This window comes from Acinetobacter sp. ANC 3813 (assembly GCF_002135435.1).
Classification (GTDB): Bacteria; Pseudomonadota; Gammaproteobacteria; order Pseudomonadales; family Moraxellaceae; genus Acinetobacter.
Genome location: NZ_NEGK01000007.1, coordinates 157,173 through 170,680 on the forward strand (window position 1 = coordinate 157,173; position 13,508 = coordinate 170,680).

The 13,508-nt window shown below is 41.9% G+C and carries 15 protein-coding genes; 6 read left to right on the top strand and 9 right to left on the bottom strand.

The genetic code is table 11. From position 1 onward, the window contains the following. The first annotated feature begins 94 nt into the window (after window positions 1-94). Window positions 95-526, top strand: coding sequence for a CBS domain-containing protein (locus B9T34_RS11995; protein ID WP_086213358.1), 432 nt, complete (start codon window positions 95-97; stop codon window positions 524-526). Between the two features lie 193 nt (window positions 527-719). Here B9T34_RS11995 and trpB read toward each other — a convergent pair whose 3' ends face one another. The 9 genes from trpB to B9T34_RS12040 form a co-directional block, all read right to left on the bottom strand. Next, a complete protein-coding gene (gene trpB / locus B9T34_RS12000) occupies window positions 720-1,928 on the bottom strand; it encodes a tryptophan synthase subunit beta (RefSeq protein ID WP_086213359.1) in 1,209 nt (402 codons plus the stop codon). Window positions 1,929-2,036: 108 nt separating this feature from the next. Further along, window positions 2,037-3,224, bottom strand: a complete 1,188-nt coding sequence (locus B9T34_RS12005; RefSeq protein ID WP_086213447.1) for a vWA domain-containing protein — start codon at window positions 3,222-3,224, stop codon at window positions 2,037-2,039. Between the two features lie 637 nt (window positions 3,225-3,861). Beyond that, window positions 3,862-4,713 carry an AAA family ATPase gene (locus tag B9T34_RS12010; protein WP_086213360.1) on the bottom strand — a complete coding sequence of 284 codons (852 nt, stop codon included), beginning with the start codon at window positions 4,711-4,713 and terminating at the stop codon, window positions 3,862-3,864. 21 nt (window positions 4,714-4,734) lie between these two features. Further along, the gene (locus tag B9T34_RS12015; RefSeq protein ID WP_086213361.1) at window positions 4,735-5,118 is read right to left on the bottom strand and encodes a hypothetical protein; all 384 of its coding nucleotides are present in this window, start codon (window positions 5,116-5,118) and stop codon (window positions 4,735-4,737) included. Between the two features lie 20 nt (window positions 5,119-5,138). Beyond that, window positions 5,139-5,441 carry a YcgL domain-containing protein gene (locus B9T34_RS12020; RefSeq protein ID WP_086213362.1) on the bottom strand — a complete coding sequence of 101 codons (303 nt, stop codon included), beginning with the start codon at window positions 5,439-5,441 and terminating at the stop codon, window positions 5,139-5,141. Between the two features lie 128 nt (window positions 5,442-5,569). Next, complete coding sequence (locus tag B9T34_RS12025; protein ID WP_086213363.1) at window positions 5,570-6,712, bottom strand: ribonuclease D; 1,143 nt, start codon at window positions 6,710-6,712, stop codon at window positions 5,570-5,572. 174 nt (window positions 6,713-6,886) lie between these two features. Continuing rightward, window positions 6,887-7,483, bottom strand: a complete 597-nt coding sequence (gene recR / locus B9T34_RS12030; RefSeq protein ID WP_086213364.1) for a recombination mediator RecR — start codon at window positions 7,481-7,483, stop codon at window positions 6,887-6,889. Between the two features lie 13 nt (window positions 7,484-7,496). After that, window positions 7,497-7,826 carry a YbaB/EbfC family nucleoid-associated protein gene (locus B9T34_RS12035; RefSeq protein WP_086213365.1) on the bottom strand — a complete coding sequence of 110 codons (330 nt, stop codon included), beginning with the start codon at window positions 7,824-7,826 and terminating at the stop codon, window positions 7,497-7,499. 46 nt (window positions 7,827-7,872) lie between these two features. After that, the gene (locus B9T34_RS12040) at window positions 7,873-9,060 is read right to left on the bottom strand and encodes an O-succinylhomoserine sulfhydrylase (protein ID WP_086213366.1); all 1,188 of its coding nucleotides are present in this window, start codon (window positions 9,058-9,060) and stop codon (window positions 7,873-7,875) included. Between the two features lie 143 nt (window positions 9,061-9,203). On the opposite strand from B9T34_RS12040, the gene B9T34_RS12045 reads away from it, so the two are divergent. From B9T34_RS12045 to B9T34_RS12065, 5 genes are all read left to right on the top strand, one after another. Then, window positions 9,204-10,307, top strand: a complete 1,104-nt coding sequence (locus tag B9T34_RS12045) for an alpha/beta fold hydrolase (protein WP_086213367.1) — start codon at window positions 9,204-9,206, stop codon at window positions 10,305-10,307. Window positions 10,308-10,316: 9 nt separating this feature from the next. Then, a complete protein-coding gene (locus tag B9T34_RS12050; RefSeq protein ID WP_086213368.1) occupies window positions 10,317-11,189 on the top strand; it encodes an NAD(P)-dependent oxidoreductase in 873 nt (290 codons plus the stop codon). An 85-nt stretch (window positions 11,190-11,274) separates the two neighbouring features. Further along, the gene (locus B9T34_RS12055; RefSeq protein WP_086213369.1) at window positions 11,275-11,544 is read left to right on the top strand and encodes a YARHG domain-containing protein; all 270 of its coding nucleotides are present in this window, start codon (window positions 11,275-11,277) and stop codon (window positions 11,542-11,544) included. Window positions 11,545-11,590: 46 nt separating this feature from the next. Next, complete coding sequence (locus B9T34_RS12060) at window positions 11,591-12,013, top strand: HIT family protein (protein ID WP_086213370.1); 423 nt, start codon at window positions 11,591-11,593, stop codon at window positions 12,011-12,013. Window positions 12,014-12,348: 335 nt separating this feature from the next. Further along, window positions 12,349-13,428, top strand: coding sequence for a porin (locus tag B9T34_RS12065; protein WP_086213371.1), 1,080 nt, complete (start codon window positions 12,349-12,351; stop codon window positions 13,426-13,428). Window positions 13,429-13,508 lie beyond the last annotated feature (80 nt).

Below are 13,508 nucleotides of genomic sequence, written 5' to 3' on the forward strand. Positions count from 1 at the left end.
TTTAATTTTTTGAAATATTGAACGCATGAGTATTTGCTTTTTCCGCTATTCGCGTTAAGTTAAAACAAATAATAACTTTAATGGACTGACAACAATGACCACAGTTGCACACGTATTACAAAGTAAACCACAACAGGCAATTTTTACAATTGCGCCTGATGAGACAGTTTTAAAAGCGATTTCGATTATGGCCGAGAAAGGCATTGGCGCTTTAGTTGTAACGCACGAAGATGCTGTGGTCGGCATTCTTTCGGAACGCGACTATACGCGTAAAATTGCCCTGATGGAGCGCACGTCATTCAGCACTACAGTCAATCAAATTATGACTGAAAAAGTTCTCACCGTGACACGCTCAGCTACAGTAGAGCACTGCTTGGAATTAATGACAGACAAACACCTGCGCCACCTGCCTATTGTAGAAAACAGTAAATTGATTGGCCTAATCTCAATTGGCGACTTAGTCAAAGCCGCAATGGAAGATCAAAAGAAACTCATTGATCAGCTGCAGCAATATATTTCTGGTTAAACAATATGGGTTTAAGCTGCATCAAAATCCAAGAATCCCAATTCAATTTCCCTGAAATTCAGGAAAATTTTTTCACAATGAACCAAATATCATTGCATTGTCATTACACTTGGACTGCAAATAAGACTATCAGCCTTACAGCAATAAAAAAATCCCAGCAATACTGGGATTTTTTTATTTCGTAAATAGCTGCTTAATTTAAGCCAAGTTTTGCTGCCACATAATCTGCATCTTTATCGCCGCGGCCTGAAACATTCACCACAATCTTCGTGTCTTTGCTTAATTTTGGCGCTTCACGTATAGCCCAAGCCACAGCATGTGAACTTTCTAATGCTGGAACAATCCCCTCTACACGTGACAAAGTCATGAATGCATCCAAACACTCCTGATCTGTAGCCGTAGAATATTCCACACGGCCCAAATCTTTTAATAGGCTGTGCTGTGGCCCTACACCAGGATAATCCAAGCCAGAAGCAATAGAATGGACTGGCAATGGTTCACCATTTTCATCTTCCAACACATAGCATGCCATACCATGAATTTGACTTGGCTTACCTAAGGTCAAAGTTGCCGAGTGCATATCTGTGTCTAGACCATGCCCTGCGGGTTCCACACCCACCAGTTTCACATTGCTTTCATTTAAAAATGCTGTGAATGCACCCATCGCATTTGAACCGCCGCCTACGCATGCCACAACATAATCAGGGTTTGCGCCAAAACGCTCATTGGTTTGAACTTTAATTTCTTCACCAATAATCGCTTGGAAATCACGAACCATCATTGGAAATGGATGCGGCCCAACCACAGAACCAATGGCATATATATAATTGGTTGGATCTTTTAAATATTCTTCAAATGCGCTGTCTACTGCATCCTTCAGCGTTGCCGTTCCACGCGTTACAGAAATCAGCTTCGCACCCAAAATTTTCATTTTTACAACATTGGGATGTTCTTTTTCTATATCCACTTGCCCCATGTGAATTTCGCATGGAATACCTACAAGCGCACAAGCCGTTGCCAATGCTACGCCATGCTGGCCTGCGCCTGTTTCTGCAATCACTTTGGTTTTACCCATGTATTTTGCCAGCAACGCTTCACCTAAGCAGTGGTTAATTTTATGCGCGCCAGTGTGATTCAAGTCTTCACGCTTTAAATAAATTTGCGCACCGCCTAATTGCTCAGATAAACGTTTTGCATAAAACAGCGGGCTTGGACGGCCCACATAGTTGGCAAAAAGATCTTTGAGTTCATTTTGGAACTCTTCAGTATTGCGGATTTGCTGATAAGCGGCATTAATATCATCCATCGCCTGTTTCAAATCTGGCGGAATGAACTGGCCGCCGTAGCTGCCAAAAAAGCCTTCTTCATTCGGCAGCGCGATGCCATTAATTTCCTGTTCCATGCTTATCCCTTTATTGAAGCCTAAATTCTAGATATATAACCTTATACTAAAATAAATTGCGTTAAAGCACTAATAACAATAGATAAAACGACTAATAGAAAAATGGAATCAGCGTGCCAGATACTTCGTCATATCTTCAATGCCTTTTAAAGTCATTGGGAACATGTGATCTTCAAAAATCTGCTTAATTAAGCCAATCGTATGTGTGTAGTGCCAATAGCTTTCTTCTTCTGGATTCAGCCATGCTGTCTTTTCAAAATGCTGACGCAGACGGTGCAGCCAAACCTGACCCGCTTCATCATTCATATATTCGACAGAACCTCCTGCCGAAGCCACTTCATAAGGCGCCATACTCGCATCACCCACAACAATGACACGGTAATCTTTCCCATAGGTATTAAACAAATCCCATGTATTCATTCGGGTATTTGAGCGGCGGACATTATCTTTCCACACATAGTCATAAAGACAGTTATGGAAGTAAAAATATTCTAAGGTCTTGAATTCAGTCTTTGCCGCAGAAAACAGCTTTTCGCATTGCGCAATATGCGAATCCATAGAACCGCCCACATCAAATAGCATCAGTACTTTAATGCGGTTGCGGCGTTCTGGCACCAGCTGCACATCCAAAATGCCCTGCTTTGCTGTTTCACGGATTGTGCCGTCAATATCCAGCTCTTCTGCTGCGCCCTGACGGGCGAATTTGCGCAAGCGGCGCAGCGCCATTTGCATTTGACGGCTTCCTAAGATTTGCTCGTCATCCAAATTGCGGTATTGCCGCTGTTCCCAAACTTTAACTGCTGATTTTTTTCGGCCCGGCCCGCCAATACGCACACCTTCAGGATGATCACCATAAGCGCCAAACGGTGAGGTTCCCCCCGTGCCAATCATACGATTACCGCCTTGATGTTTTTTATGCTGTTCGCGTAAGCGCTCTTCCAGCATTTTCATCAATTCTTCTAATGAACCCGCTTTTTTGAGTTCTTCACGCTGTTCGGGTGTTAAATGTTTTTCTAGTAATTCTAAATCAAACCAATCTTTAGGCAGTTTATGCACCTGATTCAGCAAATCATCTAAATCAAAAGTAGAAATACCATCAAAATAATCTTTCATGGCGCGGTCAAATTTATCAAAATAGCGTTCGTCTTTGACCATGACAGTCTTCGCCAGCTGATAAAATTCGTCTTGATCCGCAAAAACCAGACCTGAAGCAACGGCTTCATTCAGATCAATCAGTTCACGTGTAGAAACGGGTACGCCGTATTTTCTTAAGGTATAAAACAAACGCACAAACATGGCGGATAAATCCATCTCTATAAATTATTGAATCTTTGCATGCATCTGCATACTTTCACCAGCATTCGCACTGCATTCTAAAACTTTATGCATTATCGAAAATCGATACTGTGAAGTAAAGTTAAAACAGGCTACTGATGGTTCAGACAAAGCCTAAAGGTCGCTCATCTTCACGGATTAAAAAAGTCACCACAGAATTACATTAACCTTAAATCAAAGATGGACATCTGATGCGCAATCTAACTGCAGCAGCCCTTTATACCGCTCTGTACTGCGCTGGAGATCATTTAAGGTATTTGCACAGTATTTTCGACTGTAGCACCATTATTTTCAATGACTAGTTCGCTGGCATATTGCTGCAACAGATGAGTTATTTCCACGGCTATTTCACACATAGCAACTTCTGGAAGTTGCGCATTGTCAGCATTTGATATGAATAGTGCCTGACAAACCAAGGAATAAGCTGAACAATATAAAACATCAGCTTCTTTTAAATTGCTATCTCATCCTTAATTGTCCTTGTTTTTACTGAGAGCTGTAGTGCTCTTTGAAATTGATTTTTCATTCAATTCAATAGCTCAATACAACAAAGCCGCCAATAATTCATCGGCGGCTTTGTTATTTCTGTACAGCAAACTTAACGGCGTGACATAAATGCCAAACGCTCGAGCAGCTGCACATCCTGTTCATTTTTAATCAACGCACCATATAAAGGCGGAATTGATTTTGATTTGTCCGTATTACGCAAAATATCTTCAGGCATATCATCTGCCATCAATAAGCTCAGCCAATCAATCAATTCAGATGTTGAAGGCGGTTTTTTCAAGCCCGGAATTTGACGCAATTTGAAGAAAATTTGCAGTGCTTCTGAAACCAAGGTATTTGAAATATTTTCAAAATGCACATCAATAATTTCACGCATGGTGGCTTCATCAGGAAACTCAATATAATGGAAGAAGCAGCGGCGCAAAAATGCATCTGGCAGCTCTTTTTCATTATTCGAGGTAATGATCACAATCGGACGCTGAACCGCTGTGATAGTTTCGCCTGTCTCATACACATAAAACGACATTTTATCGAGTTCATGCAGTAAATCGTTTGGAAACTCAATGTCTGCTTTATCAATTTCATCAATCAGCAATACACAGCGCTCTTCACTGGTAAATGCTTCCCACAGCTTACCCGGCTTAATGTAGTTTTTGATGTCATAGACGCGGTCATCACCCAGCTGGCTGTCTCGCAGACGCGATACGGCGTCATACTCATATAAGCCCTGCTGTGCTTTGGTCGTCGACTTAATATGCCATGTGATCAGCTTTAAGCCTAAGCTTTGCGCGACTTGCTCTGCAAGCAGCGTTTTACCCGTGCCCGGCTCCCCTTTAACCAAGAGCGGTTTTTGCAGACTGCGGGCAGCCTTGACAGCAAGTTTAAGACCATCAGTCGCAATGTACTGATCTGTACCAGAAAAGTGTTGAGCATCAACAGACATACGAACCCTTATTGTTTTACTTTAAAGCGGTGAACTTTTTTTGTTTAGTGTAGCGTGACCTTTATTCGCATTGAATTTTGACCAGAAGAATCCAATCACAAACCCAATACCGATCACAAATAAAATCAGAGAAAGATTAGTCCAGACCAAAGGCTGGTCTTTGGTTAATAAACCAAACAGCAAACCAAAAATAGCTGGCGCAACTGAAGCATTAGTGCCTTCCGATACTGTTGGTGTAGCCAGTACAGCAAATACGATCATCCAGCTAACGCCGCCGAATGGTTTTGGCAAGCGCTTGGCAATTGAATACCAGCTGGCCAAAATAATCAGGCTTCCAACCAGATAAACCGTAATTGCAATACTATCTTCAGGAATTGAGTCCAGCACAGCCCATAAACCATTCATTTCACAACTCCTGAAAACAATTAAGCGCCGCGCAAGCCTTCAGGCTCAGCTGCATTTGGATTAATCAAACCTTCTGGAGGCATTTGCAGGAAAAAACCCTTCGTTGCAATTGAATCCATCACATGCATTACATTCACACGCGATAATTTACGTGACTCGCTGAGTTCCAAATGCATTACAAATGTTGCGCGGCCAAAAGCGACACGAACAGGCTCAGCCAATACTTCTAAAGGATTGAAATCTTCAGTTTCATTTTCAGCAGGACGTGAAACGTAGATATACATTTCATCTTTTTTGCTCGATTTGTAGATAGAACAATGCATTTTGAATCGGTACTCATAAAACTCAAGGGAAAGCATACAACAAAAAAAAGACTGATACATTAGTGATTATTAACGCATCAGTCGTGAATTTGTATAAGTGCTAAATCTTTAATCAATTCTTTTCAGATTCAATCCATCACTTTCATCTGTTTTGATAAATAGGATTCATCAGAATGCAGCACTTCAATCAAGGGTTTGGTCAGTACTTCATAGCGCCAGCCCAGTAAATAACCCGGTAAATCCTGTTCATCATTATGGAAAACCACATGCTGATACAGCGCGTTCAGCCATTTTTTCCGCATCAACACTTCTTTAGGCACAGCGATATCTGTAGCTACATCTGCAATGACTTGCTCCACCCGATCTGTAATATCTTTAGATGAATGGCGGATAGGACGCGCCATGCGCAGCGGCCATTCTTCCTGTTCGGGCAAAAACTTGAGTAAATCTAAAATGGTCTTACCATGCTCGCGCACAATATTTGGACGAATGCCTTTGACAGAACTAAGCTGAAAATGATTGCGCGGATTCTGCTCTACCATATCCAGCATTGTTGCATTCTTAAGAATGAAACTGCGCGGCTGATTCAGCGCTTTCACCATCTGCTCGCGCCAAACTGCCAAATGCTGCAGCTGCATCAATTGACGGCGGGAATTACGGTAATTGCCCACATCATGATAAAGCTGTGCAAGCGGCGTTTCTTCACCAATTTCATGCGTTAAGTTACGGCAATCTTCCAATACGCAGTCCAGCAGCTGTTTTTCAGACAATTCCGTTTTGACTTTATTTGACAGCTGCATAATGTATTCCACATCATTGGCAGCATACATTAATTGTTCTGGGCTAAGCGGACGCGCCAGCCAGTCAGAACGGGTCTGATCTTTTTCAATATCCACGTTCAGCATCATTTTCAGCGCATTTTGATAGCTGACTTGCAAGCCGTGCCCTAAAAAGGACATGCCGACTTGAGTGTCAAAGACATTTTTTAAAGATTTTTGCTGTGCATAGTAGTAAATCAGATCAATGTCTTCACCGCAGGCATGAAATACATTTTGTTCTGCACTGAATAATTTTTGCCAAAATGCAGATAAATCTAGTGATGTACCATCTAATAAGTAGACTTTTCCATTAACATTTATTTGAAAAACGCCTAATTTTGGCCACAAAGTATCCACTTTAATAAATTCGGTATCCAGTCCATAAATTGAACTTTGATCCATGTGCTGGAGTACATTTTGCAGATCTGTCTGCTGATGGATAAATTGATACATAGATGATGAAGCTTTGGCTAATGCTCTTTTCGGCTATATTACCCGATATAATATATTTATCGATAAAAAATAAAATATATTCACTATTCGTTTTCGATTATAGTTGTTTTTTAAGTTAAAAAGTCACCCACTAATAGATAAAAACTATTATTAAATGACTTTTTTATTGTAAAACTATTTCATACGCATCCGGTTATGCACCGCTTGACTCAAGGTATGACTGTCTACATATTCAAGTTCTCCGCCTTGCGGAACACCTTGAGCAATCCGAGTCATATGCACAGGCAAATGTTTGGCTGCTTCTACAATATAATGCGCTGTGGCTTGGCCTTCAACTGTGGCATTGGTCGCAAGAATCACTTCTTTCACCTTACCGTCAGATAAGCGCTGCAGCAAATAAGGAATGCCGATCTCATCGGGGCCAATACCGTCTAAGGGCGAAAGATGCCCACCTAAAACATGGTATTTACCGCGAAAACTGCCACTCTGCTCAATGGCCATAACATCAGCTGGCGATTCGACCAAGCAAAGAATCTCATCATCTCGTTCATGTGAGACGCAGATATTGCAGACTTCATCTTCAGTTAAAGAATGGCAAATTGAACATTCATGAATATAACTAGTCGCTTCGTTTAGCGCATGCGCCAAACCTACAGCTCCCTCTTTATTTTTCATGATGAGGTGCAGCGCCATACGCTGAGCCGATTTAGGCCCAACGCTTGGCAAAATACGCAATGCCTGAACAAGTTGATCAAAACGATCACTAAACATGCAATGCTATTCCTTAGAATAAACCAGCAAGACCTGGCGGCAAGCCCATACCTGAGTTTGCTGATTTCATTTTTTCTTCTGAAATTGCTTCGGCTTGACGCGCTGCATCATTCATCGCCGCTGCAATCAAGTCTTCAATCATGTCTGCATCGTCTTGAAGCAATTCAGGATTGATCTCAATACGTTTTACAACATTGCGGCAAGTCATTGTAACTTTCACTAAACCGCCGCCAGCTTCTGCATGCACTTCAGTTTGCGCAAGTTCTTCCTTCGCCTTTTTAATGTTGCTTTCCACATCTTTTTGCATGCGCTGTGCTTGCTGCATCAACATATTAATGTTCATAAAAATACTCCGAACATAAAAACTTTATAAATTTACTTAATTTCAGTTAGATTAAATCTAAACCGCGCGAGATATCGCGAATAATATCATCAATATCTTCCAAACCAACAGATACTCGAATTAAACCTTCGCTAATTCCTGCAGCTTGTTTCGCTTCAGCTGACATTCTGCCATGTGAAGTTGTAGCTGGATGCGTAATCGTTGATTTGACATCACCTAAGTTACTGGTGATTGAAAGGAAGCGTGTATTGTCAATCACGGTCCACGCGCCTTCACGCTCACCTTTGGCAACAAAGGATACTACACCGCCGAAACCTTTTTGCTGTTTCTTCGCCAATTCATGACCAGGATGATTTGGTAATCCAGCATAATAAACTTTTTCTACTTTTGGATGTGCATCCAGCCATTCAGCTAATTTTTGCGCGCTGGCGCAATGCGCTTTCATGCGCAAGCTTAAAGTTTCTAAGCCTTTTAAGAAAATCCACGCATTGAATGGGCTCATCGAATTACCCAGTGTGCGAATCACACCGGTAATGTCTTCCATTAATTTAGCACTGCCCACAACAGCGCCGCCTAAAGCGCGGCCCTGACCATCAATATATTTGGTTGACGAATAGATAATTAAATCTGCGCCAAATTTGATCGGCTGCTGTAAAACAGGTGTACAGAAAGTATTGTCCACTGCAAACAAAGCGTTATTCGCATGTGCGATATCTGCAATTGCTTTTAAATCACCAATCTGAGCCAATGGATTTGATGGTGTTTCAATAAACAATAAACGCGTGTTTGGACGGATTGCCTGTTTCCACGCATCCAAATCTTCTAAATCGACAAAAGTGACTTCTACGCCAAACTTGATGACATATTTTTCAAATAACGAAATGATTGAGCCAAAGACGGCGCGTGAGCAAACAACATGATCACCCGATTTCAAATACGCCAAAGTCACCGCATGCACGCCTGCCATACCTGAACTGGTTGCAACAGCTGCTTCAGCGCCATCTAAAACCGCCAAGCGTTTTTCGAATGCCTGCACTGTAGGGTTGGTATAGCGTGAATAGGTATTGCCTTCAATCTGGCCGGAAAATTTAGCGGCAGCATCAGCCGCGCTTTCGCATACAAAAGACGATGTTAAGAAGATTGGCTCACTATGTTCACCTTCAAAAGTACGGTTATGGCCTGTACGGATTGCTAAAGTGTCTAACTGGTATTCGAAATCGTCTTGTTGGCTCATCTGCATTGCTCAGTCTCTTTGGACTGCCTTTTGTGAAGAATTGCCAACATTTTGAGCGTCTATGCTATTTCAGGTCAAGGCATAATAAGCAAATATCGCTTAGACTTCGATCAAACCTGCAAGGATATAGGCCAGCAACCAATATGCAACCTTTGAAAAAAAGCCTGCTTAGCCAGCAAAAGAAACTCAAGCACCTGTCTGCACGTGTATTTAATGCAAAATCACTGGTGCTGTCACAGACCACAGCCTATGAAGTCATTGAAGAATACAAATTTTGCCGTGTCCGCTATTACGCCTCACCCGACAGAAAATATGCAGAACCCTTGGTCTTTGTTGCCCCTCTTGCGATCAATATGGCGATTTACGACCTATATCCTTACAGATCTTTGGTGAAGCACTTTCAGCACAGCGGTTTTGATGTGTATTTACTGGAATGGACTAAACTGAATTATCAGGACCGTTTTTTAAATTTCATGTCATTTATTGATGATGCTATTCCGCATTGTATTGACCGTATCAGCCAGCACGCTGGCAGCTGTGAGATTTCCTTGCATGGCTGGAGCATGGCAGGCATCTTCGTCACTTTATATACCGCCCTGCATCAGCCTGAACACGTTAAAAATTTAATGGTGATGGGCAGCCCAATTGACAGCTACGCCTCTGGGCGAGTCGGCAAATTATTCAGCAATATCAATCAATTGATTTCACGCAGCAAATCTGTACAAGAGACTATATATCAAGGGAAAATTCCTAAACGCATGATTCATACCCCAGGGCTTTTAAATGCCTTGGGCTTTAAAATTTTAGACCCTAGAGGCTGGATTGTGAGCCAAAAGCAGTTTCTCTCTAATCTTGCCGATACTCAAACAACTTATGAACACGCCACCATGGGTGACTTTCTGAATAACATGATTGACTACCCCGGCGGCATTAATCAGGACATGGTGCTCAATCTCTGGCTGCAAAATCCGCTAAAACAAGGCGTTATTCAGTTAAAAGATAAAGTTATCGAATTAAATAATATTAACTGCTCTTTATTGATTGGCGCAGGTTCCAGCGATCAAATTGTCACTGCAGAAGCCAGCAGGCCCTTAGGCGAATTGACAAGCAGTCCAGATGTCACGTTTACTTTGATCCCTGGCGGTCACTTGGGGCTTATGTCGAGTCAAAAAAGCGCCAATGAATTTTGGCCCAAACTGACCACTTGGCTAGCACAAAGATCAACGTTATTAGAAACACAAAATTAGGGATACATCATGATTCAATCAGCTGCATTCATTGGCTTGGGCGCAATGGGCTACCGTATGGCGGCGCATTTGCCTAAACACTTTGACACCGTTTATGTCTGGAACCGCAATTTTGATAAGGCAAAACAGCATGCAGCTGAATATGGCACTCAAGCCGTAGAATTAGAACAGGCCGCTCAGGCTGATATTATTTTCTCTTGCTTACCCACCAGTGCTGATGTTGAAGCGTTAATCTCCAGCTTAAAGATTAAATCGGGGGCCATTTGGGTGGATTGCACCAGCGGCGTACCTGAATCTGCACAGAAGCTTGCAACATTGCTCAAAGCACAAAACATTGATTACCTTGATGCGCCTGTCAGTGGACAAACCATTGGCGCAGAAAATGCCACATTAACCGTTATGGTTGGCGGCGATCCGCAAGCCTTTGAAAAAGCGCTGCCCGCCATGCAGGCTGTCGGCAAACTGATTAAACATGTGGGTGCATCTGGTGCAGGCTTTGCAGTCAAAGCTGTAAACAATATGTTAATGGCTGTAAATCTTTGTGCCGCTGCAGAAGGTGCGCTGACCCTTAAAGCGCATGGTGTAAATTTAACTGAAGCGCTGGATTGTATTAATGCTTCCAGCGGCAAAAGCAATGCCACAGAAACTATTTTACCTCAGCGTGTGATGAACCGCGCTTTTCCGCTAAGCTTTGCCCTGCCGTTATTAGCCAAAGATACTGGAATTGCTGTAGACTTGGTGCGGCAGGCAAAATTATCTGCGCCCATTATCGGCTTAACACAAAGTCTGATTCAGGCGGCAAATGATACAGCTGAGCCCAATAGCGATTTCTCCAGTGCTGTAAAAATGTACGAATTATGGAGCAAAATTACAATCGAGTAATGAGTCGCCATTGAATAATCATAACTAAACCTAATATTGTGATGATGTGGTTAAACATATTGTTTCATTTATAGAGGAAACTCTCATGAACAAATTTACTGTTGCCGCTCTAGTGAGTGCTGTAACTTTTATTGGGGCGTCTTCAACTGCATTTGCCAATGAGCAGGAATGCCAAAAGTTAAAGAATGATCATGATGTCATTTACGCATCTAAAGGATTCTGCTTTAAAGACCCTGAAGCAAAAGCGAAGTTTGGCAATGACAATTGCTATACAACCAAGCCTAAATTTTCAGAAAAAGAGCAGCAGCGCCTTGACGCCATTAAGGATCGTCAGAAAGAATTGAACTGTAAATAACTCAACGCACTTACATTCAATTTAAACTCGCTTAAGGAATTTAGCTATGGCTTATGATGATCAAAACATTTTTGCAAGAATTTTACGTGGCGAACTTCCAGCCATTAAGGTTTATGAAGATGAGCAAGTTCTTGCATTTATGGACATTATGCCTCAGGCAGACGGTCACACTCTGGTCATTCCAAAATCTCCAGCAGTCACCCTTTTAGACCTTGACCCACAAGCAGCAGCCTATACCATCCAAATGGTGCAAAAAGTGGCTCAAGCCATGGAAAAAGCTTTGAATCTAAAAGGCATTGTACTCATGCAGCTTTCCGGCACAGCAGCAGGCCAAACTGTGCCGCATGTTCATTTCCACCTTATTCCAACCAATGTCCACGAACTGGGTAAACATGCGGCAAAAATGGGTGATCAAGAACAGATTAAAGCGCAGGCAGAATTAATTAAAGCAGCCTTAGCGGCAGCATAAATTGCTGCTGACTATGACTAATTTAAGATGGAGCTTCTGCTCCATTTTTTAGGCCTGCCATAAAGCAAAAACTCCCTTTATAAATCAGCAATATGACAGTTTCATAACAGTTAGGCTGTAGAACCGCTAAACCGCTATTTTATAACAGAATATAAATTAACCAATCACTCAAATTCAATTTAACCACCTGATTAATTTTAATATTTTTGAAATATTTCCTTAATATAAGTGTCTTAATTGTAATGAATACTTAGCGCCATTAGATAGCGAAATTATTTTTAGCGAAGCTACTGATATATCGAATTGATAAGACGTTTCGTCTTTTGGAGCTGCAAATGAAAAAAACACTCTGTGCACTAGCAATCGGGGCAACTATTCTTACACCAGTAATGGCATCTGCTGCTGATGTTAAAATTTATGGCCGTGCACATGTTTCTTTAGACTATTTAGACGATGGCAAAGACTATAACGAAGTTGGCTTATCTTCAAATGCATCACGCCTTGGTTTTAAAGTCGATCAAAAAATTAATGATGACCTCAATGTATTTGCGCAAATCGAACAAGAAATTAACTTTGCGAGCGGCAGCGCTGATTCTAAAGGCGTAGATTTTTCTACACGTGACACTTTTGTTGGCTTGAAAAGCGAAACTTATGGTCAAGCCCGTGTTGGCCGTTTTGACAGCCCATTTAAAGCAGCCCGCGGTCCAATCAACTTCTTTGGCGACATGGTTGGCGATGTGCGTAACGTGACCCGTGTAGGCAACTTGAAATTTGATGAGCGTAACGAAAACACCATCGAATACAAATCACCTAAATTTGGCGGCGGCTTCAATGTATTGGCAGCAATGTCTATTCACTCAGGCACGCAAATTGACAAAGATGCCAATGGCGAAGGTGTGGATGACAACAAGGCATATGATTTGGCTTTAACATATAAAAAAGGCCCGATTGATGCAGCCGCTGCATATGAAAAATACGATGAAAATGCAGCCAATGCTGCTGGCGGTGCAAGCCGTGATGCCTTCCGTCTTGCAGGCGCATATAAATTTACAGAAGAATTTAACTTAGGTGCAATGTATCAAATTGCAAAACATGACAACGATACAGCAAATCCGGATGCACAAGTATTTGGTTTGGCGGGTGAATATAAAATCACGCCTAAAACAGCCGTACGCGGTGAATACTTCTACCGTGATGTAGATGCAAATGATGCCAATGCCAGCCTAGTCGGAATTGGTTTAGAGCATAAACTGGATAGCACATTGCGTGTATACGGAAACTTAGCAACGGTTTTAAATGATAAAAACTCTAAGCTGAATCCTTGGAAAGAAGGCCGCAGCTTTGGTAATGGCGTAAGCGCGGTAGCAGATAAAAACGCAACTGCCCTTTCTCTAGGCTTACGTTACGACTTCTAAACTCAAATTAAAAATCTTCCCCTAAAAAGAACATGCTTGCATGTTCTTTTTTTTGGCTTTGTTATTTTAATAGAATATTA